This is a genomic window from Bacillus sp. JJ1533, from assembly GCF_036965045.1.
In the GTDB taxonomy this organism is placed as follows: Bacteria; Bacillota; Bacilli; order Bacillales; family Bacillaceae_L; genus Ferdinandcohnia.
On the sequence record NZ_JBALOV010000022.1, the window covers coordinates 22,219 to 46,869 of the forward strand.

The window sequence follows — 24,651 nt, forward strand, 5'->3', positions numbered from 1 at the left end:
GAAAAGTGATGTATGGTCTATCAAGGTATCTAGTGATATATTTATTAAAAAACAATAAGGAGTAAACTATGTGCAGAAACATTCGAACACTATTTAATTTCGACCCGCCAACTACTGATGAAGAGATTCATGCAGCATCTTTACAATACGTCAGAAAGATAACAGGCTTCAATAAGCCCTCCAAAATGAACGAAGAAGCGTTTAATCAAGCCATCAATGAAATAACTTTGGTTACTATAAATTTATTAAACACATTGGAGACCAGTGCAGAGCCTCGTAATCGTGAGGTAGAAGCTGAGCGTGCGCGCATTCGATCGGCTAAAAGGTTTGGAACAAACTAAAATATACAAAGCAAACCCTCCTTACGTTAAAGGAGGGTTGATTACATTTAAAACATATCTGGATACAGCAGCACCATGGCGTCAGAAATAGTATCTGCCATCTCCCGCGCCTCTTTTTCAATTTTGTCATACACATCAATGTCCTTTTGATAATCCTTATTAATCATAAAGACGGCTTCCTGTTTCGTTAAATCCAGATGTAAATAGAACATTTTTCTAAAAGTCTCTTCAGATATATATGGATTTCCTCTACTTAAAAACCTCGCGATCTCATCTGCGTTTTGATACCAATTCTTTTCAGCAGTCGCGGCTGCTTGTTGGTCACCAGCTAAGGCTGCTTTGACAAGGTCTGCAGCAATCAGCAGATGCTCCTTTATTAAATTCCCATACGTGGTTGCAGCGGCATAACCATATAAACGACGAATCATGTTTCCCATGTCTGTAGCGTTCCTTAGTAGCCTTTTAAGGACAAAATCGATATCGGGTAGCTTAAAAATAAGACTAATAATTGCCATCCTTGTCCACGCTACATGCTCCTCCCAAAGGCTTCGCATATCGTTTCGATAGTCTAATTCAGCCTGACTGATGCAACGGTCCTTTTTTAAATGGGGATTTGGGATTTTAATAAATTCTCCAACTCGTAAGTAATATGGATTTACTCCAGGATTTGCAGCAAAAATGTCTTCTACGGTTGTCTTGTATGCTTGCGCCAATTGCCAAAAACTATCCCCTGGTTGAATGGAATGTGTGTAATAACGATTCAATGTATGCCTCTCCTTTTGAATACAATGTAGTTGTTTATTAGGCTATTCAGGTTGGATGAAATGGGTGAGTGTCTAGAAAGATAAAAGAAGGGAATTGGATAAACCTGGAGAAATAAATATACAAAGACTTTTGAGGAGGAAGAGGGATGAACAGACTAAACCTTATTACACTAGGCACAAAGGATATTGTGAAGTCACAGAAGTTTTTCAAAAAGCTAGGATTTGATACTTCTATTAGAGGCTCCGAATCGAATCCAGCCATTATTTTTTTCAGAAATGAAGGAACGAGAATTGCGCTGTATCCGATTGAGGAATTAGCATTAGATATAAATGAGGAAAATCCACCTGAGATTGGCTCAGGATTTCCAGGTATCACTCTTGCCTATAATGCGAAATCCATGGAAGAAGTAGATGAGGTTTTAAAAAAGGCGGAGCTAGCGGGAGCAACCATTCAAAAAGCGCCCAAAAAGACCGATTGGGGTGGCTATGGTGGCTATTTTACGGACCTTGATGGCTACTATTGGGAAGTTGCCTACGGGGAATCATGGGAATTCGATGAATCAAATATGTTAGTGATTGAGGATCAGTGAGACAGATTATTGCGATGGGTGGCTTTTCGATGGAAGAAGGTTACGGTGTTGAAGATGGTGAGCTCTTCATTTTATAAATGAATCACTCACTAAATCTGTAAGCTCCAGACCGAAAGAAAAGGCATATTTTGTTAGAAAAGTTCATAATCAAATTGTGGAAGAGGAAATGAAGACCGTTTATTTAGGTATCTAATTCTTGCTGTTAAGTAACTATATAGCGTAAAAAGCTCAAAAGTAAATAATTGAAATGGATTGGTACCATCGTTTTTTATAGTTAATACTAGGGAATAATAAATTAATAGATGGAGAATTCCGGAAAGGAAGGAGAAAATTATGTTTAGTCAAGTAGGTCAAATTATGTTGTATGTTAACAATCAAGATGAGGTAGTTAAATTTTGGACAGAAAAATTAGGTTTTACGATTATTGCTGAAGAAGATAATGGGCAAATGAGATGGATTGAGATAGCACCAAAAAAGGGCGCAGAAACAAGTATTATTTTACACGATAAGGAATTTGTTTCTAAAATGTCGCCAGGATTAAATCTTGGGACACCTTCGTTAATGTTTTTTACAGAAAATCTTGAACAATTACATAGCGACCTATCAAGTAAAAATGTAACTGTTGGAGATATTGTAAGTATGCCTACAGGGAAAGTATTTAATTTTGCGGATAATGAAGAAAATTACTTTGCGGTTATGGAGAAGAAATAATACTCGTCCTTCTTTCAAACGACTATCGTATAAGGTAGTCGTTTTTAATATGTTGGGATTAATAGAGGGCGATCTTAACTGTCAAAAAGCTTATGGAAATTACTTTTTCACTACATAAAACCTTACAAAAATGTAAGACAAGTAAAAGAATAATCGTTTTTCATATTAGGCAATAGATGATATACTACATCCCAGACAATACAAATTTATGAGTTATCTACGGAGGAAAAAATGGGTGAATCGCAGTTTATAGAAATTGTTAAAATGATTATTATTGGGCTTGTACAAGGTTTCACAGAACCTATACCTGTGTCATCTAGTGGCCATGTTATGATTGCCAGTGAAATTTTAGGCTTGGGTGAACAAGGGTTTACCTTTGCAATCCTCACAAATACTGCATCACTGCTTGCGATTGTGTATATTTACAGACAAGATATCGCAAGGCTTATAATGAATAGCATTTACTATTTGAAAACAAGAGAACAACGTTATAAAAGCGACTTTCTCTTTGCCTTTTATATCGTAATTGGAACAATTCCTGCGGGGGTCCTAGGTATTTTATTAAGTGACTATATTGCAGAAAATGTGAGTATGACAACAATTGCTATCATGTTATTCGTTACAGGTATTGCCTTATGGTTGATTCGAAATATGAAAGGCTATAAAGATGATCGTGACCTGACAATAAAGGATGCGTTCATTGTAGGTTTAGGTCAGGCTGTCGCGTTAACCCCCGGTATTAGTCGCTCAGGTGCTACCATTATTTCAGCGATTGCCGTTGGAATGAAACAAGATACTGCCCTTCGATTTTCATTCATGCTCTATATTCCGGTGAGCCTTGGCGGGGTCATTTTAGGTTTTTCTGACTTTATAAATGAACCGAATAAGGCAGACTTAGCCGTTCCATATTTAGCGGCATTTATTGCCACTCTTTTCATGACATATTTTGCGATGAGATGGTTTATGGGAATTATGAAAAATGGAAAACTCGTTTATTTTACATATTATTGTTTCATCGTAGGGGCATTGCTTTTAGTTTTCTTTTAAAATGGGGCTAAGGTTGTTCGAGACATGTAGCAAGTTGAACTGCTTTAAAAAAATCCCACTTTCATTCCTTGCTTACATGTGTTAGAATGCAAATATACAAACTTAATAGAAAAAGTGTACTTGGAGGAGTCTGTCACCAAGGGATATCTATGTCCTTTGGTAACAGGCTCTTTTTGCATTTTTAGAAATTAATAATATATGAAAGGTGGAAATGTATGTTCATTCTTCAATTAGCTCTTATTATTATTGCTGCCAAACTAGCAGGTGCCCTAAGTGTAAGGTTTGGCCAACCTTCTGTCTTAGGAGAAATCATTGTAGGTGTGTTACTTGGGCCGTCGGTTTTGGGATTAATCGAGGCAACAGATACCTTAGCCACATTCAGTACAATTGGTGTAATATTGTTAATGTTTATCGCGGGGTTAGAAACAGACCTTGGTGAGTTTAAGCGATCTGGCAAATCATCAAGCTTTGTAGGTTTTGGTGGTATTATCGTTCCATTATTTTTAGGGTATTTAGTTGGGGTCATGATGGATCTATCAAACTTGCAATCTTGGTTTTTGGGCGTCATGTTTTCTGCGACAAGTGTAAGTATCTCCGTTCAGGCTCTTAAAGAAATGAACCAATTAAAGACGCCTGAAGGAACGACGATTCTTGGTGCCGCTGTTCTTGATGATGTGGTGGTGATGATCATTTTAGCATTCTTGATGAGCTTTGCTGGCGGGGATGTATCATTAACGACATTGGTGATTAAGAAAGCATTGTTCTTTGTATTTGCTATTTTAGTTGCTTGGAAAGTCGTTCCTTGGTTAATGAATAAACTTACAAAATTACCTGTAAGTGAGGCGGTCATTTCAGCTGCATTGATTATTTGCTTTGTGTATGCATATGTAGCTGATTATACGGGTGTTGCTAACATTATTGGTGCATATATTGCGGGAATTGCTATAGGCTTAACCAATTTCAAACAGGAAGTTTTTGAAAAGGTTGAAGCAATCAGTTACTCCATTTTTGTTCCAGTATTCTTTGCTTACATTGGGATTTCAGCTGTATTTACTGGCATTCTTGATAATTTAGGTTTGATTATTGCGCTTAGCATCTTTGCAATTTTAACCAAATTTATTGGGGCAGGAGCAGGGGCAAAATTATCTGGATTTAACTGGAGAAGCTCTGCAGGAATTGGCTCAGCCATGGTTTCCCGTGGTGAAGTCGCATTAATTGTTGCTTCAATGGGAATCGCATCGAATTTAATCACTCAAGATTTATATGCAACAATGATTGTCGTTGTTATTGTAACTACGGTAGTTACGCCTCCGATGATGAAGATTTTCTTTAATTCAAATATGAAAGTAGATTCAAAATTAAATCGATCCATCAGCTAAGTAACTTAATATGAATTCGAAAAATAAGGATCATCATTTGATGGTCTTTATTTTTTTTGGAAAAGATTTGAAATCTTGTGTTAGTATAAGGCTATAAAGATTTTGTATAAATGACTTCGTATTGAATTTACTTTTGAGAGGGCTTATCCATGCTGAACATCAATCGCTTAACAAATTTTACAGGTTTAAAACTCACCTTACTCGTCACGAGTATTCTCTGGATTAAGACGGTAATTGTTTGTCTTGTCGGCTTTGATCTTAGCATCCAATCATTATTTGATGTTGTCTTAGTCCTAACAAGTTCGATTGGATCCCTATTATTGGTAATGGGTTTAAGCTTTTATTTTGGTAAAAAAGTAAATCGATTTGTATTGTTTGGATTTTTATTGTTGGGGACAGGAATTCTATACGGAGATCTCCTCTATTATCGCTTTTATATTGATTTTGTTACGATACCGATTCTATTTCAGTTCGATAATGTTGGCGGGTTGAGTGCCAGTACAATTGAATTGATGAGCCTGTGGGATATATTTATGTTTCTTGATTTATTTATTGTAGGATGGTTCCTTTTCAAATCAAAGTCCAGCCTTACCGTGCAAAACCGGACGAAAAAGAAGTATATTACGGCAGCTTCGTCACTTGTCGTTTTGACGATTTGTTTGGGATTGGTAAAATCGACTCATCTTTTTTCGGAAGTCTATGACAGGGAGCAAATGGTGAAATTATTGGGGCCACTCAATTATCATGCATATGATATTGCCTTAGGCCTCATAGCTCCTTTAGAGAGATTACTTGTTACAGAGGCAGATGCCGTTGCATTGGAAGAGCAATTACAGCTTAAGGATTCCGAGAGGACGGACTTATTCGGAATCGCAAAAGGTAAAAATATCGTCTTGATTACCTTGGAATCGACGCAGAACTTTGTGATTAATCAAAAAGTAAATGGGGAAGAAGTGACACCATTTTTAAATGAATTAATTGGAGAAAGTTTTTATTTTAATAAAATCTATGATCAAACCGCACAGGGAAAAACATCGGATGCAGAATTTATGATTGATACAAGTCTGTATCCTTTAGCAAGCGGATCTGTTTTTGTGAGGAAACCAGAAAACATTTATTATAGTCTTCCTCATATCTTAAAAGAAAAAGAAGGTTATTACGCGGCAACCTTTCACGGGAATGTAGACACGTTTTGGAACCGCGATGTCATGTACAAAGCTCTTGGATATGATCAGTTTTTTTCAAAGGAAGATTACGTGGTGACGGAAGAAAACGCAGTTAACTATGGGATAAAAGATATCCCCTTTTTCACACAGTCAGTGGAGCATATGAAAAACATTCCTGAGCCGTATTATGCGAAATTTCTTACCCTGACAAATCATTTTCCTTTCTTGTTAGATGAGGAGGATATGTTGATTGACCCTGCAGATACGAAGGAAGATGTAGTCAATCGCTATGTTACAACCGTTCGATATTTGGATAAAGCAATTGAAACATTTTTTGATCAATTAAAAGCAGAAGGTTTGTACGAGGACACCATGTTTGTGCTTGTCGGCGACCACTACGGTATTTCTGAGAAATATCATGATGGCCTGAATGAGTTACTAGATGAGGAGGATACTCTTAGCAATCAGGTAAAACATCAACAAATACCTCTGATTGTTCATGTTCCTGGCCAAGAAGGGGAAACGATTCCCACACAAGGCGGAGAAATCGACATACGCCCGACACTTCTACATCTTCTTGGAATAAAAATTGATAATCGTTATTCATTTGGTCATAACCTTTTTACAAGAGATAGTGATCATCCCGTTATTTTTCGTGATGGTAGTTTTATTTCTGAAAACTACATCTATAAGGGCAATAACTGTTATGAAAAGCAACATGAACAACCTGTTTCCCCACAGCAATGTGAACCATATTTGGATGTTGTCAGAGAAGAGTTAACCCTATCAGACAATATCATTTTCGGGGATGTCTTACGGTTTAGGGATGAAAAATACGATAAATAACAAAAAATAGGCGCTTCAAAAAGAGAAGCGCCTGGTTTCGAAATAGGAGGTGCCTAGTGGAAAATAAGATTAAGTATACAATACATCCCCCAGAAAGTTTCGAAGAATTATTGAGGTTATATGAAGCATTAGGTTGGAATTCACTAAAATTAAGTGCAAATGATGTAGAAAAAATGTGTAAACAGAGTTGGTATGCCGTATATGCTTTTGATAGACAACAATTAATAGGAATGGGGCGGGTCATCTCTGATGGCGTTATTACGGGAATAATTTGTGGAGTGGGAGTTCTGCCAAGCTACCAATCCCAAGGAATAGGTAAAGAAATCGTAAACCGAATCACAAAGTATTGTGAGCAACATAAGGTAATTCCTCAACTTATGTGTGTAGAAGAATTGGAACCTTATTATAAGGAATTAGGTTTTAAAAGATTTTCGATTGGGATGACGAAAAATAGAAGTCTGTAGTTTTAAGCTGTTGGGAAAACAATTTGACTATAACCCTATGATTATAGTATTACTAATAATAAGGTTTAATGTAAGCGATTTCCTAATCTGGCAGTCATCAGGGTTCTACTTTCTTGTAAAAATGTATTAAAATTGGAGGGAAGCAAAAATGTCAAACATTCCATCTATCCTAAAATCATTAAGAATTCCTGTTATCGGTTCACCCATGTTCATCATTAGTAATCCAAAGCTTGTGATTGAACAATGTAAGGCAGGAATCGTAGGCTCTATGCCTGCACTCAATGCTAGACCAGCTTCACAGCTAGATGAATGGTTGGCGGAGATAACGGAAACGCTAGCTGATTACAATGCGAAAAATCCTGACCGACCGGCAGCGCCATTTGCGATTAACCAAATCGTACATAGGTCAAATAATCGGCTAGAACAGGATATGGAGCTATGTGTAAAGTACAAGGTACCGATTATTATTACTTCACTAGGGGCTCGAGAAGAGGTTAATGTCGCTGCCCATAGCTATGGGGGAATTGTATTACATGACGTCATCAATAATAAGTTCGCCCATAAAGCAATTGATAAGGGAGCAGATGGGTTAATCGCCGTTGCTGCAGGTGCAGGAGGACATGCGGGAAGTAAGAGTCCATTTGCTTTAGTTCAAGAAATACGCGAGTGGTTTAATGGGCCATTAGCGTTAGCAGGTTCGATTGCAAACGGAAAGTCAATTTTAGCCGCTCAAGCGATGGGTGCTGATTTTGCCTATATTGGTTCCCCATTTATCGCAACACATGAAGCACGAGCAGCAGCAGAATACAAGCAAGCAATTGTTGAATCCACCTCTGATGATGTTGTATATAGCAATTTATTCACGGGAGTTCACGGCAACTATTTGGCTTCATCGATTCGTGCAGCAGGGTTAGATCCAGATAATCTTCCTGAAAGTGATCCATCCACCATGAATTTTGGTGGTGATGGGAAGGCAAAAGCATGGAAGGATATTTGGGGTAGTGGCCAAGGTATCGGTGTCATCAACAAGGTGACAAGTGCAGAAGAGTATGTCGATAAACTCCATCACGAATATATAGAAGCAAGAGACGAATTAATGAAGGCTAGCCGAGTTTTTGCTTAATAAAATAAAAATGGTGCTTACTTCAAGTTTTATTAAGAAGTAAGCACTTGTTTATTGGAAAAATTAACACGTCATTAGACTTACTTCTTTTTAATGTGTTCATACAATTCATCGTATTTTTCTGCTAATGTAAAATCCAAATCTGTTAGACCTCTCGCGCGCCAAGATGTGATTTTAACGGATATAAGTTTATAGTCAATGGAGATAAAGGGATGATGGTTCATTTTTTCTGAGAGATTGGCAAGTTCTTGAACAAATTCGATACCGTTTAAATAATCTTTAAATCGATACTTTCGTTCAATCCACTTTCCATCGATTAGTTTCCAGTTAGGATGTTCTGTTAGTTTATCTTGGATGGCTTCGCTACTTAATTTTTCCATGTTCATTCCCCTTTGTTGTTTGTGTTGAAGAGACAGTCCCACTGTGCCCTAAATTATGGAGTAATCTCAAAAATAGTCCCTTGGTTTAAATCAGTAACCTTCATTGAGCCATAAACTCCTAAGTATAGTTTGCTTTGGGCAAGATTTGTTCCCAGACTCATATAATAGGCAGCTTGAGACCCAAAATTATAATCGGTTTCAATCACACTAAAATCACTTAGTTTGCAGTCCAGTCTTTTCCTCGTATAAGCTAAAGCCCCTTTAACCGGAGCAAGAGATTCCTGTTTCTGTGCAATGTCGATAAACACCACGCTTCCTGTTAAAGCGGGGATGCCTGTTCCCGTATAGGATTGGACACCTGTCAGTGCAGTTCCTGAAAATTTATCGGGACGGTGATCTTCGTGGTAATAGCTAGTTAATGGCTGAATGCGCGCTACTGCCGTTTGAATGGCCTCATTATAATATGCAATCGTCTTTTCATTCAACTTCGGATCATCCGAGCAACCCCTAATAGTTGAGGTAGGAAATGCTCCTTCCCACCCTCGCCAACCAAAATTAATAAACCCTTCTTGCCTGGTTAAAGGCGTTTTACTTCCCCCATTTTGACCATTGTAGGTGTTCACAAGCTCAGTCACAGGGATTGGCTTGTATTGAACGAATGAAAAAATGGACTCGACTAAATCCTGTCCAACATTTCCTACATATTTTATATATTGATTATGATACCTTTGGAAAGCAACCCCAGGAATATTTCGAACTCCTTTGGCAATGACAGTAAGTGTTTCCTGAAAAGGTATGGGTAGTTCGTTAAAACGTGTGACGACGGGTGGATTAGAGACGGTCACATTTTTAGATACATCAATTTCAATAATTTTACCCGCAATTTCCATCTCATCCTGACTTAAATTAAATGGATCATAGCCAGCTCCACCATCTCCTGTTGTTAAAACAAGTTTTCCGCTTTCAGGTGAAAAATTTAAGCTATTCACTCCGTTATGATTAAAAAATGGTCTTCTTAAATTAAGCAATGTTCTTCGTTTTCGTGATTGACCATTGGACTGTATAATCCATTCTTCAACTGTATCAATATGATCAAATTGAGTATCTCGATTGGTCCATCTTAGGTTTAATGTTTTAGGATCACATGGGTTTGGTTTGAATGGTTCAGGAAGGGCACCCGGACCTTGTGAGCCAGCCACTGAATAATGAAGATAAAATAGACCATTAGAATTAAATTGTGGGTGAAATGCTAGTCCTACCAATCCCCGTTCATCATACCCACCACCTGAAACACCTGATTCAGATGTTCCAAGTTTTAGAATGCGTGAGCGAATATCTAAAAATAGCCTAATAGCTCCGTTTCCTATGTAAAAGATTTCTCCGACCTGGGTTGCAATAAATAATCTTTCTATGGAGTCACCGGGAAGAATGGCTGTTTTCAAGACAGTGGGTAAATTAATCCGTTCGACAATAGGAAGTAAACGTACCTTAACGTTTCTTAACAATTAGTACACCCCTTCTCAATGTTTTCTTCTACCAGAATATGAGTTGAAGGAGTCTATTAGTACCAATGGAGGATACGGAATCTTTAAATCGGTTTTTGCATAATTTCTAGCATAAACTTGATTTCCATTGCATTTACCTATATTGGGGGTGTCAGATGAAATCACTTTTTAAAAAAGTAACGTCTAGTGTTTGGGGAGATAAGCTAATTCCGCATATGGACGGTTATTCTAAGACAATGCGGATTGCAGTTGGTGCCTTACTAGGATCAATCGCCGTTATTTTTCAATCTGCGGGAGTTTTTACTGGTATTGGTTATGTCCTAAGCATGATGAGCACGGGACCTCTAGTGCTCGCTAGCTTAATGTCACTCCGAATCGGTGTAATGACTTATTTTGTAACGTCATTTCTATTAGCAGTACTTCAGCCAAGTGAGCTATTGGTTTTCCTTTTTACAACTGGATTATTAGGAGTCAGCTTAGGCATTGGTCTTAAGTATCTAAAGAAAAGCTTATTTATTATTCTATTTGCTGCCTCAAGTTTGACACTAGGTATCAGTTTATTATTATTTGTATTAAAATTTCCCATTCTGGGACCATCTGTGTCCTCTCATTTTAATAGTATCGTCATTTTAGGAACATTTGCGTTTGCCATCTTGTATAGTTGGATTTGGAAAACAATCAGTATCTCTGGCTTTAGAATGCTCAATAAAATGCTTACTCAACGATAGCGGTTCTGTGTCCCAATTGAAATAAGTGAGGAAGTTGGAGATAATAAAGAGGATGAACATGTCGAATGAGGAAGTGTTAAAAGATGGATTTTGAAACGGTTATGCAGGAGCTTGAGGCTTTCGGCAAGGAACGAACCAAAAAAATGTACATATCAAATGGCGCAAAAGAGCCCCTTTTTGGTGTGGCAACAGGAGCCATGAAGCCAATCGCTAAGAAAATAAAAATAAACCAACCTTTAGCTGAGGAGCTTTATGCCACAGGGAACTATGATGCGATGTACTTTGCCGGAATCATTGCTGACCCAAAGGGGATGACTGAGGCAGATTACGATCGTTGGATGGATGGAGCATATTTTTATATGCTAGCTGATTATGTAGTTGCCGTAACGTTGTCAGAGTCAGATATTGCGCAAGAAGTTGCGGATAAATGGATTGCAAGTGGGGAGGAACTCAGAATGTCAGCAGGCTGGAGTTGCTACTGCTGGCTGTTAGGAAATCGCAAAGACCATGAATTCTCCGAAAGCAAGCTTTCAGATATGCTTGATTTGGTGAAAAATACGATTCATGATGCACCAGAACGAACAAAGTCTGCTATGAATAATTTCCTATACACTGTAGGAATTTCCTATGTCCCACTACATGAAAAGGCAGTCAAAACCGCAACAGAAGTAGGTATTGTAGAAATGAAAAGGGAGAAGAAAAAAAGCAGTTTCCTAAATGCATACGAAAATATTCAAAAAGAATTGGATAAAGGAAGGCTAGGATTCAAACGTAAATATGTAAGATGTTAAAAAAAGCTTTTCATCAGGGTGTTGATCTAAAAAAGATTGACGCCCTTTTTTTATTAAAGATATGAGGAATTTTGTTTAGAACATTGGTTTCCGAAATCTTAGTAGATGAGGATGAATACTTATAAAAATTCTGTTCATAATCAAAACATATTTTGCTAATTAAAGTAATAAAGTTGTAGTAAAAGATATGAGAACTTTGAATATTGAATAACATCAGAAGGAGTGAGTAAATGGCTAAGGTAGGAAAAGATGACTTTGTAAAAGGTTTAGTACCACACCATAACCATGGGTCTGTTGATTATACAGGCTTAAGTGCAGGTCATGTTCATCAGTGCTTAGATGTGACTTCACCTCCAATACCTACACAAGATGGTGGACATATTCATTATACGGAAGGGTATGTATTATTTGAGAATGGTCATAACCATCATTATAAGGCTTATTCTGGACCGGCGATTCCAGTGGGAAATGGAATGCATGTTCATTATTATGATTTTTATACAACTGAAGATGATGGACATCGACACCGTATAAAAGGTGTTGACCATCCTGCTCCAGGTACTAAATAAAAGTTTAAATTTAGTAATAAAAATAGAAAATCACCCTAACTATTAATCTGAACCCAAAAAGTTAGACACAGAAATTCAGGCAGCTACCTGGGCATGATTTCGGTATTGAACCGAATTCATGCCTTTTAATTTTGCCTTAATCCGTTTGTTTAGAAGACGGATATTTTGAGAGTAAGCCTTTTAACCTCAATCGATTGGGGTAGATTTAATCTACCCCATAGTACTGTGATCTTCCATTTCCGGAATTCAAGAACCATTTTTTTGTAAAAAAATGAAGTTATACATATTAATTTCCACCTAATTTCATCTATTTTCCAAAGCTTTAATCTTGGAATTGTAAATAAATGTGTGTATAATGAAAAGCAACTGCATAAATGAAATGTTTTCTAGGGTTCCGCAACGGTATTGTTGGTCTGGTCCGAGAGAAAACTCACAGCTTTGCTGTGTCACGGAAGGATAAAAGCCTGGGAGAATACTAGTAAAACAGTTTCTCTTGGGCTTTTTTGTTTTGTGAACTAATAAAATTGGAGGTGTCCGATAGATGAGTAAAAATTGGATTAAAGTTTTTGTAGCAGCCGTTTTGGAAGTGTTTTGGGTGATTGGATTGACTCATTCCTATGATTTTTGGACGTGGACTGGGACTGTTATCGCCATCATCATTAGTAACTACTTAATGATTACAGCTGCCCAAGTACTTCCGGCTGGAACGGTTTATGCTATTTTTGTGGGACTAGGAACAGGAGGTACAGTTATTGCAGACATTCTTTTCTTTGGAGAACCATTTAAATGGACAAAAATTCTATTAATCATACTGTTATTAGCTGGCGTGATTGGTTTAAAACTGGTCACTGATGAAAAGGTAGAGAAAGGGGCTGAATCCTGATGGCTTGGTTTACTTTAATTATAGCGGGTTTATTGGAGACATTTGGTGTTGCCATGATCAATCAATTGTCAGTTAAGAGAAATTGGCAGACCGTCGTTTTATTGATAATAGGTTTTGGTTTAAGCCTAGCCTTCCTGAGTTATTCCTTGCGATATATTCCTATGGGTACAGGATATGCCATTTGGACCGGAATTGGTGTTGTAGGAAGTGCCATAATCGGCATGCTCTTTTATGGGGAATCACGAGATTGGAAAAGACTTGTTTTCATAGCGATGGTTTTAGGTGCAGCGGTCGGATTAAAACTTGTCTCATAATGGTTAGAGATAAAAGAAGGACAAGAAGCTACTAGTTTAAGCTAACTTGTTCTTCTTTTTTGCTTTAATTACATAAGAAAGTCGTATATTTTTTCGTCCTTTCTTCGTTTGATACATATTGAATGTAGGATGGTTCAAAAAAACAAACATTTTATTTTTAAAAAAATTTTGGAATAATAAAAAGTGGAAGTAATCAATTGAATAGGAGGCAAATGTAATGATCGAACTACAATACTTTGAACGTTCAGATTTCAGACAACTTATTGATTGGATTGATACCCCTCAATTCCTACTCCAATGGGGTGGCCCTGCATTCGAGTATCCACTAACGGAAAGTCAATTAGAAGAGTATATGGAGAATGCAAATAACAGTAAATCAGAAGTTTTAATTTATAAAGTAGTTGAGAAACAAACAGGAAATATTATTGGACATATCTCTTTAGGAAAAATAGACCGTAGAAACAAATCGGCAAGAGTCGGGAAAGTATTAATTGGTGATAAAAATGCAAGAGGTAAAGGAATAGGTCAACATATGATCAAGGAAGTCCTTAAAATCGCCTTTGAGGAACTTGAACTGCATAGAGTCAGTTTGGCAGTCTTTGACTTTAATAGTTCTGCTATTGCTTGTTATGAAAAAGCAGGATTTATAAAAGAGGGATTACATAGGGATACAGCGAAAAATGGCAAAGAATACTGGAGTGTATGGGAAATGAGTATTTTAGAGGATGAATGGTTGCAGTATAAAAACTAATTTCTAAAGTTCATTAATCAATAGAATTGTATAAAAATAGACCCTGGATTTTAGGGGGGAAACATATGCTGGAAAAGCTCTAGAAAAATGTAATGGAAATTTTGATGATACAGCTGCTGCTAAAAATAGTACTTAGAAGTTATGAGACTCCCTCCTACTTGAATATACCTAGGTATAGATTGAAAATGGAGGGCTGTTAATGGCTTTAATTGCAATTTATACAGTAGGTAGGTTAAAACACCCATATGACCACCCTGTCTCTCGGGAGTTTTATGAAATGGGATATAAAGTGATGCGTCAGGCATATGTTTCAGGACATCTTATAGAGGATTTTTCATCAGAGGGAGTGCCCTTACCTAAAGAAGCTAACATGAATGATTACCATGTACTGACATTAACTGTCTGGGATAACCTTCATTCCTTATATCGTTTTACCTATTTAGGTAAGCATAGCCAAGCGTTACGAAATAGGAGCAGATGGATGGAGCCATATCAAGAGAAGCACCTTCCATATGTCCTATGGTGGACAGAGAAGGTGAAGGATGTCTCATGGGAGGAGGCTTTGACGAGATACAATTATTATAGTCAGCATGGCCCTTCCCCTTTTGCGTTTGACTTTAAGAATGCTTTTGATGAAAATGGGAAGACGTGTGTGCTTAAGTAGCAGGCTAATTTAAAGTGAATATCCCAAATTTAGTATAAAATTGTCTGAAAGGAATTGTTATGAGGTGAGGAATTATGGAAATTTTTCAAGCTACAATTGAAGATGTAGAAGGAGTGTCAGATTTATTTAATAAGTATCGGATGTTTTACCAACAGGAATCTGATATGGACGGCGCAAAGACTTACATAAAAGAACGTATTGAAGGCAATGAATCTATTATATTTGTTGCGAAAGACAAAGAGAATTATGTCGGCTTTACTCAGCTATATCCTACATTTTCATCTATCTCTATGAAAAGAGCTTGGATTTTAAATGACTTATATGTTGATCGAAAAGCAAGAAAACAAGGAGTAGGAGAATTGCTTTTACATAAAGCAAAAGAATACGCAATTGAAACTGGTGCTAAAAGTCTTAGTCTCAGTACAGCACCAGATAATCATACTGCTCAAAAATTATATAAAAAAAATGGATACAAAAGGGATTCTCAATTTTATCATTATGAATTAGAGTTGGCCGAATAACCTTTAATCAGGTGCATGAGTGAAATAAGGGATCCTCAACATTATATATTTGTCTCATGGATGGAGACTTCTACAAGATACAACTATTATATTCAACATAGACTATCCCCTTTGCGTTTGACTTTATGTGTGCTTTTGATGAAATAGGAGAGACGTGTGTGTCTTAAGTAGCGTGGTAGTCTCAGATAAAAAGTATTTTTGAAGAGGTAGACTTTCTTAACAATATTTTGTTATTCCTTTAACTAAAGAAAGGAAGGTTGAAATGTTGAAAAAAATGATGAATGCTATCCGAGTTTATCAATATGGAGGACCCGAAGTATTAAAATATGAAAAGATTCCATGTCCCGAACCGAAGGAAGGAGAGGTACTGATACGTGTTCATTCCGTAGGTGTATTACCAGTGGACTGGAAAATTCGTCAAGGATTATTTAAAGATGTGCGTACGATACAATTTCCGTATATCCCTGGTACTGTTTTTTCAGGGGTTGTAGAAGACGTTGGAGCAAATGTAATAACTTACAGGAAGGGACAGCACGTATTCGGAAGAAGCACAATGGGAACATATGCAGAGTTTATTGTCGTTTCTAAGGAATCTCTTGTTCATAAACCTCTTTCGATTAGTTTTAATGACGCAGCAACCATATCTGGCGGTGCAGCAACCGCCTGGCAGGCACTTATTCATGATGGAAGACTAAAAGCTGGGGAAAGAGTATTGATTCATGGAGCAGCAGGTGGAGTAGGTTCGTATGCGGTACAATTTGCTAAATGGAAAGGTGCACATGTGATTGGTACGGCTTCACCGGAAAATACTGATTTTGTTCACTCATTGGGTGCAGAAACAGTAATCGATTATACCTCGACACCATTTGAACAAGTCATAAAAGATGTAGATCTTGTTATTGATACAGTAGGAGGAGACACACTTGAACGCTCTTGGTCAGTAGTAAAGTCTGGGGGAACGCTTATTTCACTATTGGAACAACCGTCATTGGAAAAAGCGAATAAGCGCGGAATCAAGGCGTTAAAGCCAAATCGTCTTTCAACAATTGCAGACTTAAAGGATATAGCTCAATTGATGGAAGAAGGAATTGTGAAAGCGATTATATCGAAGACATTTCCACTTCATGAAGTAAGACGTGCTCATGAAGTAAGTCAGATAGGCCATGGACGTGGGCGTATTATTCTTCACATTGCTAATTAACCGCCATCCTTTGAATGCTTAGATTTGAGACATCTAATTCATTGGATATTTTATAAAATATCGAATATATATGGAGTATTTAAGTGAGGAGGATGAAAATGTTTCAAACACTAAATGGATTTTTTACATTATGGGGCTTTGAATCAGATGCTACCCAAAAAATACTTAATCAGCTCACAGATAAATCCTTATCCCAAGAAGTAACACCTCAAAATTGGACACTAGGACGAATTGCTTGGCACACTGTAACAGCAATTGGCGTTATCGCTTCTCAAACAGATCTTTCCTTTGAATCGCCTACACAAGATTATCCGGTACCAACCTCTGCAAAATTTATATCAGAAAGCTATCAAAAAGCAAGTATCGCTTTGTGTGAAGCTCTAAAAAAGCAATGGACTGACGAAAAACTTAAGGATGTACAGGATGTTTTCGGACAAAACTTTTCCAATTCCGAACTGTTATTTTTTATGATTCAACATCAAATTCATCATCGCGGTCAAATGACAATTCTTATGCGCCAATCCGGTTTAACTGTCCCAGGTATATATGGACCATCAAAAGAGGAATGGGCTGTAATTGGTAGGGAAGCACCAAAGATGTAAGTTAACAATGTGCAATAAAATAATGCTCCTTTCCACTTAAAAAGCCGGAAGCTCATAAAGAGTTTTCCGGCTTGAATTTTTTTCTTTTATTATAGATTAAGAGAAGAATCCCATTTCCAAACAATAATACGGTTAATAGTACCGTGAGTAGAGCAAGATCAGGTGCAAACAATGTTATAGAATGCCAAGGAGAAGATGAAAAATAGATGAGTAGTGGAATTATAATAACAGCTAGCAAAATCAAAATCATGCCAACAACTATTGTCATACGGTGTTTTTTTCTGTCTTTACTAGATTTCAATTTTACTAGTAATCGAACCATGGTTCCAGCGAGTATCAATAGGAAAAGAGAAATAACAACTTGAATGGTTGGTTTATAAGCTTCTACAACCGTTGGTTCCTCTCCATTCATAATGGATATAATCCCATTCCTGAAATGGATGAGGGCGGCTTCTTCTAAAATATGTTCTTTATTTGTTAGAATGACAGCTCCCCAATTACCTTCGGGATAGAAAAAGATGTCTGTCCGAGAGTCAGGAGTGGATCCGGAATGCCAAATCATTTCGTTGTCTGAATCTGGGTCTGTTATTCTCCAACCAAAGCCATAATACCGGGTTTCTCCAGTTTGTACATGTGGTGAAAATGAGAGGTTTAAAAGTTCTTCATTTACAAGCTTCTCTCTATTACTCTCAATCAAGGCCGTCAAATAGTTCACCATGTCATTAGAACTAGCTGTTATGTATCCGTACGAAGCGCCCCCGTTGTCATACGGTACTTTACTTTTAACAGGGAATCCGAACCAGGATTGGTAGCCTGATTGATAGCCATGTTCATAGGCTCTTTCCATGTCCGCTGCAGCATGATTCATTTCTAATGGTTGAAAAACATGTTCATCCATAAAGTCCGCATAAAATTGTCCAGATACTTCTTCAATTAATGCTGCAAGAATGGAGTAGTTTGCATTGCTGTATTGATGCAGAGCACCTGGAGTTTCTGTTAGTTCAACATTTGAGAGTAGTTGTATATTCGTTTGGATTGCATCATTCTGATCGGATCCTAAATCCGAAATAACCATCCCATCATATGTACTTATCCCACTTGTTTGTGTAAGTAATTGCTTTATCGTGATTTTTTCTGAAGCCTGTTTATCTTTTAATGTAAAAGAGGGGAGATATTTTTTGATTGGATCATCTAGTTTGATTAATTCATCTTCTACAAGTTTTAGAACGGCAAGTGCTGTGAACGATTTACTAATGGATCCTAATAAAAATGGAGTGTCCGCTGTTACTTCACTTTCATTCCCACCTGTGATTCCAAAAGATTCCGAGTATATGACCTTATCATTTTCAACAATGGAAATGGCTGCCCCCGGGATGCGATGCTCTTCAATATAATTCTCGATATAAGTATTTAACTCTGAATCTAACGTATCTTCAGCAGATATATGATATGCTGGCATAAAGAATAAGATGAAAATCGCAAGAATCAGGTAATGTGGTATTCTTTTCACCTTGTCGACCACCTTTTCAATATGAAAGGTAATAGAATTGAAAAGGCGAGCGCGGTGAAAAAGCTTATTAATACTAGTAATATATTCCACCAAGGTTGTTCAGAAATTCGATATATAATATTGTATTCAAACGACCTTTCCTGGCTAAAAGATTGAGTTAAAAATAAAGATAAGATCAACTGACAGAGCATATACACAATTGGAAATGAGATGGCCCCCAACATGATAGGTGAAGGTTTGGATTTCTGTTTTTCTGCATCATTCATATCGATTCCGTATATCTCTAAATAATCTTTAACGAGTGTTTCAGAATCGCCTAATTGCTCGATACTGTTTTCGCCGTTTTCATGTGAGGATGATATATGCTCCAACAGTTGCTCTTTGATGCTATGCAATTGCTCCTTAGTGATCTTGTGTTTTTTTAATTCCAAAAGAACCTTTTCTATATAATCTTTTTCAGCTTTTGTTAATGTTGTCATCTTTCACCTATCTCCTTCATGTTATCAGCAAGCAAGGATTTTAAATCGTCTTGTAAATGAAGCCATTCAGCTATTTTATTTGTAAGAGCACGTTTCCCGCTATCATTAATTTCATAATACACTCTCACCTTTCCCGTTTCTGTTAGTTCTCTTGCTGTACTGACCCATTCCTGCTCGCTAAGCTTTGTGAGGATTGGATAAATACTGCCTACCCCTTTCAATTTTAAATTGTGTTTTTCTAACTCCTTCATAATTTCATATCCATAGCTTTTCTTACGAGATAATATCGCTAATACACACATTTCTAAATGACCTTTTATTAAACTTGTTCTATCCATATTTTAACTTTAATACAATTATATACTTGAATCAAGTATATAATTGTAAAAAATATGTAAAGATATGAATCTATAACTTTAAAAAGGTATAATTAGATTCGATAGAAAATTTCCTGGAGCTGATGTTGTTGAAAAAAACTGTACATATTCTTAATGGCCAAGCAATGTACAATTATTTTAATAAGACACATTTTCTTGAACAAGAAGTGATGATTCCTTTTAATGAAGCAATGTGTTATGGGGACACTAGTAGTGACCTTTTTTCACAGCAATTTATTGAGTTACGTGCAAGTGTTCATCAAGTCACTACTGAACAATATTCTGAAGTTGTTCTTGAGCCGTTAAAACCTTTCTTTAATTTAAATTTTAAACGAGTCATACTATGGTTTGACACCGATATGTTTTGCCAAATTAATCTACTGACCATACTTGCTTGGTTAGACCATTCAAACTATAAAGGAGAAATTACTCTTCATCTAGTAGATGACAATTTTGAACTTATTAATCGGATCGATCTAATGGTGAATGGGTATGAAGCTCTTTATAAACAGATTTTAATTAAGAAGGAAACCACTGAGCAAATTGAACCAGCTTGTTTAGAGGTAGGGATTAACCATTATTTAACGTATCTAAATCATGATAGTGAGCTTTTGAATTTTATTCGTGAAAACAAAAATGTTCCGGAAAAAGTACTAATATCATTACTTATTAAGAAATTCAAGGAATATGGGTTAGGGGATCGACAATACGCGGAAATTATCGAATCGTACCGAAAAAGATATTCTTAACTTCATTTTCTAAAAAATGCATATTTACCGTGGAAGGAATTTACTCTTATTTGTGGAATATAACAATTAATACAGGTTTACTTCCTCAAAAAATAGAAAATGTGAGAAGGTGATAAAGTGGTTGAAAAGAGAAATGAGATTTGGGAATGGATTAAAGCCCTTTTTATTGCTATTATAGTAGCTTTTATTGTTCGTGCTTTTTTCTTTACGCCTGTTGTCGTTGAAGGGGCCTCGATGCAGCCGACTCTTCAAGACCAAAATCGAATGATCGTCACAAAAATAGGAGAACCGAAAAGATTCGATGTTGTGGTCTTTCATGCTACAGGGGAGAAAGACTTTATCAAAAGAGTGATTGGTTTGCCAGGAGACCGTATTGAATATAAGAATGATACGTTGTACATAAATGGAGAACCATACGATGAACCCTATTTAGAAAAAAGCAAAGAAGAGGTAAATGATGGTCCACTCACCTATTCCTTTAAGTTAAGGGAAACTCCGGTTGGTAGTGATGTAGTTCCAGAAGGCCATTTGTTTGTATTGGGAGATAATCGCCGAAATAGTATGGACAGTCGTCATATCGGAGCGATTCCGATGGAACAAGTAGTTGGAACAACGAATGTTGTTGTTTGGCCGATAAAAGAGATAAAGATTATCGATAAATAAGTTCTGAAAAAAGGTGTATGTATCCGTGATGGAACAGCACCTTTTTTGTCTTCTGCTTCCCAATAAACTTCATTTAATCTGAACACTGCGTTTACTTAGCTTTAATATTCTAATGATATCATTGGTTTATCAATGAATGGGGAGGCATTATAAATGAATGTGCGTGCAATATTTATTGACATGGATGGGACACTGCTAACAGCCTCAAACAACATTTCTCAACGAAATTTGGAAGCTATAAATAGGTTGATAAATCAGGGAGTAAAAGTTTTTCTAGCAACTGGTCGCCATTATGAAGTAACGGCACCCTACCATAAAGAGATTGGATTGCGAACTCCAATGATCTGTTTGAATGGCGCAGCTATTCATGATCCAATCACGGGAAAAGCGTTACAAATGAGAACCATCCGCTTAAACGAAGAACGATTCCACCATTTGACTGCCGAAAATCCTTGTAATGTTATCGTTCATACAGCAAATGGGCTATATTGTAAGGAAAAAGATGAAGAAATTGATTATTGGACAGAAGTTGGGCAAATTCCGCCACGGTATATTGGGGATTTACGACAAGCACAATATCAAGACGTTCTTAAATATAGTGTACGAACAGGTACAGCAAGTCCTGAGTTTTCTGCTTTATTTAAAAAGGAGGCAGAAGTCATTGACTGGCATGATGGGTTTGAATTAGTTGCTCCCAAAGTTTCTAAATGGTCTGCAATCAAAAGCTTAATTCACGCCTATCGAATTAACCCAAATGAAGTCGTAGCCATTGGGGATGGACCAAATGATATTGAGATGCTTCGTCATGCCGGTACAGGTGTAGCAATGGGGAACGCAGGTGGAGAAATAAAAGCAGTAGCTGATTTTGTTACAGGCCATCATCAAAATGATGGATTAGCTGACTTCATCGAACGTTATTTATATACCCCATATGAACCGTATGCTCTGTAATGAAAGTTCCTCTACCCTATGAGCTGTGTATTCATCCATGTTACCCATAGTAATTTTATATGGATGAAACCTTAAATCTTTCAATACAAGAAAAAAGAAGGATATCATTACTAAATCGCGAAAATATGTAATAGTGATTAATTGGTTCAAACAAAGAGCCAAAGATATAACAACAACAGGAACCATCAACAGGATTGTTCCTGTTTTACTGTTTAAATGAAAGGAGTGTAATGTTTAATGAGCTTATTGGAACGAATTGATACTATCTGTTTAACCGTCCGTAATGTTAAAAAAGCAAGTATTTGGTATCAAGAGGTTTTGGGATTAACCGAATCCTATAAAGGTGAGAATTACCGGATATTAAGTGTTGGGAATAGTGGAGTCCCATTAACGATTGAGGAGGGGAAGGTAAACCCTTCAGATAGTCAAGTTTACCCGATTTTTTACTCGAAAAATATTAAAGAAGTCCATAAGCTGTTGCAAGAAAAAAGTGTAAAAGTTAGTGAAATACAACATGACGGAGTGAATCAGTTCCTTGACTTGTATGACCTAGATGGTAATAGGTTACAAGTTTGCTATTGGAAATAGGTTGTCAAAATGAATTACACTAACCCAATCAAAAGATAAATCGCTGTTCCCCAGATAAAGATGGCAGAGAATTTGTTGAACATCTTCATTAAAACCCCTGTTCCATCTATTTTTTTCATAACCGCACCTGCAAATGTTAAACCAAAGAACCACATCCAAGAAATAAGAATACACGCAGCTGTAAATAAAATTTGTTCTGTCCCAACATATTTTAAGGCACTTGTCCCAATCACACCGACGATATCTAAAATGGCATGTGGATTTAATAATGAAACAGATGAAGCAAAAATGATTTGTTGACGAATCGGCAATGCCTTATTGGTATCATTAGCAGCGGGTTCCGACCGCCAAATCGCATATCCCATATAAGATAAAAAAAGTATCCCAACAATCATCAGACTGACCCGTAACCACTCAAATTGTAGAACAATCACGGACAAACCAAAAACAGCAAGAAGAATTAAAAGCGTATCACACATGGCAGCTGTAAGGGTCGCCGGTAATGCCCGAAATAGATTTGGCTGGGTCGCTCCCTGTGAAAAAACAAATACATTCTGTACACCTAAAGGTAAAATTAGTCCGAAGGCCAAGATGATTCCATGTAGAATGGCTTCCATTTTATCAATCCTTTCCTTTCCTATCTTACTATGATAGATAAGAATGCACTACACAAATTGCGTACAACCTTTGGAAGAATTGTATCGTTTTTTTTATGAATGATTATCAATTTCTTGAGTAAACTTTCATCAAAAGATAGTATAGAGTGTGGGATATAATTAGGAAGGAAGACAACATGGATAAGCGTATTTATTTTTTAATGATCATAGCCTTTGTAATAGGTATGGTTGAACTGATTATTAGCGGGATTTTAGATTTAATTTCGGAGGATTTACATGTAACAATCGGACAAGCAGGTTTACTGATTACTATTTTTGCTGTTATATTTGCAGTTGCATCGCCCATTTTACTCGTCATGACAGCTAAAGTCGAAAGAAAACGGCTGATGTTGGTTTGCTTATATATTTTTTTAATTGGCTGTATCGTAACAGTATTTGCCCCTACTTTTTCTATTCTGTTTTTAGGAAGAATTATTTTAGCATTAAGTGGAGCGTTATTAATCATATTGTGTTTAGTTATGGCTCCAAGCTTAGCGGGAGAACAATATAAAGGTAGGGCGATTGGGATTGTCTCGATGGGAGTCAGTGCTTCATTAGTTCTAGGGGTACCAATCGGGCTTGTGTTAGGAAATAGTTTTGGCTGGAGGGCACCATTTATACTTGTGACAGTACTGACGGCATTATCCATAATTGGCGTTCATGCCTTTATGGGACGTATAGAACCAAAACCTCAGATTCCGTTGAGACAACAGCTCGGAGCATTTAAAAATCATAAAATCACATTAGGTTTGACCACAACATTTCTATATATGACAGGTCACACGGTGATGTATGCCTATTTTAAGCCTTATTTAGAAGTGACCACTGATTTTAATGCGAATTGGATTAGTGTTATTTATTTAATTTTTGGTGTTTCTGCTGTATTCGGTGGAGGGATTGGCGGTGTACTGGCAGATTTATTGGGTTCAAGAAAAACGATGGTTATTTCACTAATCATTTTTAGTGCTGTATTTTTTGTGTTTCCATTTTCAGTGGATTTACTCCCCTTATTTTTTGTTATGTTAATCATTTGGGGAATTCTCAGCTGGGCGATTTCACCCGCCATGCAATCTTATTTGATTGAAATAGCACCTGAATCATCGGAAATTCAGCAAAGTTTAAATAATTCAGCTCTGCATTTAGGTGTTGCTTTCGGTTCTGTGATTGGAGCTGGAATCGTTGATGCAATTTCAATAAATGTAAATCCATTTGTAGCGGGAATCTTTATCATCTTATCTCTCATTACTGTCGTTATTTCAGTTAGAAGCAAGGAAAAGAATATTTACAAAACAAAGAGCGCAATTTGATTCATTTCAAATTGTGCTTTTTTCATGTAAT

31 protein-coding genes and 1 riboswitch are annotated in these 24,651 nt (G+C 36.9%); of the genes, 23 read left to right on the forward strand and 8 right to left on the reverse strand.

Going from position 1 to position 24,651, the window contains the following annotated elements; genetic code table 11:
* The first annotated feature begins 68 nt into the window (after window positions 1-68).
* Window positions 69-341 (forward strand): DUF2277 domain-containing protein, encoded by a 273-nt coding sequence (locus V7138_RS10645; RefSeq protein WP_335396849.1) that lies wholly within the window; start codon window positions 69-71, stop codon window positions 339-341.
* A gap of 47 nt (window positions 342-388) precedes the next feature.
* On the opposite strand, the gene V7138_RS10650 is transcribed toward V7138_RS10645, so the two are convergent.
* Complete coding sequence (locus V7138_RS10650) at window positions 389-1,054, reverse strand: LysM peptidoglycan-binding domain-containing protein (protein WP_438824343.1); 666 nt, start codon at window positions 1,052-1,054, stop codon at window positions 389-391.
* Window positions 1,055-1,251: 197 nt separating this feature from the next.
* Between V7138_RS10650 and V7138_RS10655 the strand changes: the two genes are divergently transcribed.
* The 7 genes from V7138_RS10655 to V7138_RS10685 all read left to right on the forward strand — a co-directional run bounded on the left by V7138_RS10655 (window position 1,252) and on the right by V7138_RS10685 (window position 8,431).
* On the forward strand, window positions 1,252-1,695 hold the full coding sequence (locus V7138_RS10655; protein WP_335396854.1) for a VOC family protein: 444 nt from the start codon (window positions 1,252-1,254) through the stop codon (window positions 1,693-1,695).
* A 333-nt stretch (window positions 1,696-2,028) separates the two neighbouring features.
* Window positions 2,029-2,406, forward strand: coding sequence for a VOC family protein (locus V7138_RS10660; protein WP_335396856.1), 378 nt, complete (start codon window positions 2,029-2,031; stop codon window positions 2,404-2,406).
* 231 nt (window positions 2,407-2,637) lie between these two features.
* Window positions 2,638-3,453, forward strand: coding sequence for an undecaprenyl-diphosphate phosphatase (locus tag V7138_RS10665; protein ID WP_335396858.1), 816 nt, complete (start codon window positions 2,638-2,640; stop codon window positions 3,451-3,453).
* Between the two features lie 215 nt (window positions 3,454-3,668).
* Entirely contained in the window at window positions 3,669-4,832 is a 1,164-nt protein-coding gene (locus V7138_RS10670; RefSeq protein ID WP_335396861.1) for a cation:proton antiporter, read from the forward strand.
* A gap of 149 nt (window positions 4,833-4,981) precedes the next feature.
* Window positions 4,982-6,844 carry an LTA synthase family protein gene (locus V7138_RS10675; protein ID WP_335396863.1) on the forward strand — a complete coding sequence of 621 codons (1,863 nt, stop codon included), beginning with the start codon at window positions 4,982-4,984 and terminating at the stop codon, window positions 6,842-6,844.
* Between the two features lie 56 nt (window positions 6,845-6,900).
* A complete protein-coding gene (locus V7138_RS10680) occupies window positions 6,901-7,308 on the forward strand; it encodes a GNAT family N-acetyltransferase (RefSeq protein ID WP_335396866.1) in 408 nt (135 codons plus the stop codon).
* Window positions 7,309-7,456: 148 nt separating this feature from the next.
* Window positions 7,457-8,431 carry an NAD(P)H-dependent flavin oxidoreductase gene (locus V7138_RS10685; RefSeq protein ID WP_335396867.1) on the forward strand — a complete coding sequence of 325 codons (975 nt, stop codon included), beginning with the start codon at window positions 7,457-7,459 and terminating at the stop codon, window positions 8,429-8,431.
* Between the two features lie 80 nt (window positions 8,432-8,511).
* On the opposite strand, the gene V7138_RS10690 is transcribed toward V7138_RS10685, so the two are convergent.
* Both V7138_RS10690 and V7138_RS10695 read right to left on the reverse strand, forming a co-directional pair.
* Window positions 8,512-8,811, reverse strand: coding sequence for a 4a-hydroxytetrahydrobiopterin dehydratase (locus V7138_RS10690; RefSeq protein ID WP_335396870.1), 300 nt, complete (start codon window positions 8,809-8,811; stop codon window positions 8,512-8,514).
* 53 nt (window positions 8,812-8,864) lie between these two features.
* Complete coding sequence (locus V7138_RS10695; RefSeq protein ID WP_335396873.1) at window positions 8,865-10,316, reverse strand: PQQ-dependent sugar dehydrogenase; 1,452 nt, start codon at window positions 10,314-10,316, stop codon at window positions 8,865-8,867.
* 155 nt (window positions 10,317-10,471) lie between these two features.
* Between V7138_RS10695 and V7138_RS10700 the strand changes: the two genes are divergently transcribed.
* The 3 genes from V7138_RS10700 to V7138_RS10710 all read left to right on the forward strand — a co-directional run bounded on the left by V7138_RS10700 (window position 10,472) and on the right by V7138_RS10710 (window position 12,404).
* On the forward strand, window positions 10,472-11,044 hold the full coding sequence (locus V7138_RS10700; RefSeq protein WP_335396877.1) for a hypothetical protein: 573 nt from the start codon (window positions 10,472-10,474) through the stop codon (window positions 11,042-11,044).
* Window positions 11,045-11,127: 83 nt separating this feature from the next.
* Window positions 11,128-11,835 (forward strand): DNA alkylation repair protein, encoded by a 708-nt coding sequence (locus V7138_RS10705; protein WP_335396880.1) that lies wholly within the window; start codon window positions 11,128-11,130, stop codon window positions 11,833-11,835.
* A 230-nt stretch (window positions 11,836-12,065) separates the two neighbouring features.
* Complete coding sequence (locus V7138_RS10710) at window positions 12,066-12,404, forward strand: YmaF family protein (RefSeq protein WP_335396882.1); 339 nt, start codon at window positions 12,066-12,068, stop codon at window positions 12,402-12,404.
* A 75-nt stretch (window positions 12,405-12,479) separates the two neighbouring features.
* On the opposite strand, the gene V7138_RS25295 is transcribed toward V7138_RS10710, so the two are convergent.
* Complete coding sequence (locus V7138_RS25295; RefSeq protein WP_438824344.1) at window positions 12,480-12,566, reverse strand: IS3 family transposase; 87 nt, start codon at window positions 12,564-12,566, stop codon at window positions 12,480-12,482.
* A gap of 213 nt (window positions 12,567-12,779) precedes the next feature.
* Window positions 12,780-12,877, forward strand: a riboswitch (guanidine-I (ykkC/yxkD leader).
* Between the two features lie 68 nt (window positions 12,878-12,945).
* Between V7138_RS25295 and V7138_RS10715 the strand changes: the two genes are divergently transcribed.
* The 7 genes from V7138_RS10715 to V7138_RS10745 all read left to right on the forward strand — a co-directional run bounded on the left by V7138_RS10715 (window position 12,946) and on the right by V7138_RS10745 (window position 17,340).
* Entirely contained in the window at window positions 12,946-13,287 is a 342-nt protein-coding gene (locus tag V7138_RS10715; RefSeq protein ID WP_335396884.1) for a DMT family transporter, read from the forward strand.
* Complete coding sequence (locus V7138_RS10720) at window positions 13,287-13,601, forward strand: DMT family transporter (protein WP_335396886.1); 315 nt, start codon at window positions 13,287-13,289, stop codon at window positions 13,599-13,601. The genes V7138_RS10715 and V7138_RS10720 overlap by 1 nt, the downstream gene beginning before the upstream one ends.
* 217 nt (window positions 13,602-13,818) lie before the next feature.
* Window positions 13,819-14,352 (forward strand): GNAT family N-acetyltransferase, encoded by a 534-nt coding sequence (locus V7138_RS10725; protein ID WP_335396889.1) that lies wholly within the window; start codon window positions 13,819-13,821, stop codon window positions 14,350-14,352.
* Window positions 14,353-14,551: 199 nt separating this feature from the next.
* Window positions 14,552-15,016, forward strand: coding sequence for a DUF3291 domain-containing protein (locus tag V7138_RS10730; protein ID WP_335396892.1), 465 nt, complete (start codon window positions 14,552-14,554; stop codon window positions 15,014-15,016).
* 74 nt (window positions 15,017-15,090) lie between these two features.
* Window positions 15,091-15,537, forward strand: coding sequence for a GNAT family N-acetyltransferase (locus V7138_RS10735; RefSeq protein ID WP_335396895.1), 447 nt, complete (start codon window positions 15,091-15,093; stop codon window positions 15,535-15,537).
* A gap of 262 nt (window positions 15,538-15,799) precedes the next feature.
* On the forward strand, window positions 15,800-16,738 hold the full coding sequence (locus V7138_RS10740; protein WP_335396897.1) for an NADP-dependent oxidoreductase: 939 nt from the start codon (window positions 15,800-15,802) through the stop codon (window positions 16,736-16,738).
* Between the two features lie 98 nt (window positions 16,739-16,836).
* Window positions 16,837-17,340, forward strand: a complete 504-nt coding sequence (locus V7138_RS10745) for a DinB family protein (RefSeq protein ID WP_335396899.1) — start codon at window positions 16,837-16,839, stop codon at window positions 17,338-17,340.
* Between the two features lie 52 nt (window positions 17,341-17,392).
* On the opposite strand, the gene V7138_RS10750 is transcribed toward V7138_RS10745, so the two are convergent.
* Genes V7138_RS10750 through V7138_RS10760 form a run of 3 tightly spaced genes read right to left on the reverse strand, consistent with a single transcriptional unit; the run spans window position 17,393 to window position 19,667 of the window.
* The gene (locus V7138_RS10750; RefSeq protein ID WP_335396902.1) at window positions 17,393-18,850 is read right to left on the reverse strand and encodes a serine hydrolase domain-containing protein; all 1,458 of its coding nucleotides are present in this window, start codon (window positions 18,848-18,850) and stop codon (window positions 17,393-17,395) included.
* The gene (locus V7138_RS10755) at window positions 18,847-19,329 is read right to left on the reverse strand and encodes a hypothetical protein (RefSeq protein WP_335396905.1); all 483 of its coding nucleotides are present in this window, start codon (window positions 19,327-19,329) and stop codon (window positions 18,847-18,849) included. Before V7138_RS10755 ends, V7138_RS10750 begins: the two co-directional genes overlap by 4 nt.
* Window positions 19,326-19,667: a PadR family transcriptional regulator gene (locus tag V7138_RS10760; protein WP_335396907.1), complete on the reverse strand. Its 342-nt coding sequence runs from the start codon at window positions 19,665-19,667 to the stop codon at window positions 19,326-19,328. The genes V7138_RS10755 and V7138_RS10760 overlap by 4 nt, the downstream gene beginning before the upstream one ends.
* 128 nt (window positions 19,668-19,795) lie before the next feature.
* On the opposite strand from V7138_RS10760, the gene V7138_RS10765 reads away from it, so the two are divergent.
* The 4 genes from V7138_RS10765 (at window position 19,796) to V7138_RS10780 (ending at window position 22,657) form a co-directional block, all read left to right on the forward strand.
* Complete coding sequence (locus tag V7138_RS10765; RefSeq protein ID WP_335396909.1) at window positions 19,796-20,455, forward strand: hypothetical protein; 660 nt, start codon at window positions 19,796-19,798, stop codon at window positions 20,453-20,455.
* A 117-nt stretch (window positions 20,456-20,572) separates the two neighbouring features.
* A complete protein-coding gene (gene lepB, locus V7138_RS10770) occupies window positions 20,573-21,118 on the forward strand; it encodes a signal peptidase I (protein ID WP_335396911.1) in 546 nt (181 codons plus the stop codon).
* 153 nt (window positions 21,119-21,271) lie between these two features.
* Window positions 21,272-22,069, forward strand: a complete 798-nt coding sequence (locus V7138_RS10775; protein WP_335396913.1) for an HAD family hydrolase — start codon at window positions 21,272-21,274, stop codon at window positions 22,067-22,069.
* Between the two features lie 237 nt (window positions 22,070-22,306).
* Complete coding sequence (locus tag V7138_RS10780) at window positions 22,307-22,657, forward strand: VOC family protein (RefSeq protein ID WP_335396916.1); 351 nt, start codon at window positions 22,307-22,309, stop codon at window positions 22,655-22,657.
* Window positions 22,658-22,671: 14 nt separating this feature from the next.
* On the opposite strand, the gene V7138_RS10785 is transcribed toward V7138_RS10780, so the two are convergent.
* On the reverse strand, window positions 22,672-23,274 hold the full coding sequence (locus tag V7138_RS10785) for a LysE/ArgO family amino acid transporter (RefSeq protein ID WP_335396918.1): 603 nt from the start codon (window positions 23,272-23,274) through the stop codon (window positions 22,672-22,674).
* 176 nt (window positions 23,275-23,450) lie between these two features.
* On the opposite strand from V7138_RS10785, the gene V7138_RS10790 reads away from it, so the two are divergent.
* Window positions 23,451-24,620 carry an MFS transporter gene (locus tag V7138_RS10790; protein ID WP_335396920.1) on the forward strand — a complete coding sequence of 390 codons (1,170 nt, stop codon included), beginning with the start codon at window positions 23,451-23,453 and terminating at the stop codon, window positions 24,618-24,620.
* Window positions 24,621-24,651 lie beyond the last annotated feature (31 nt).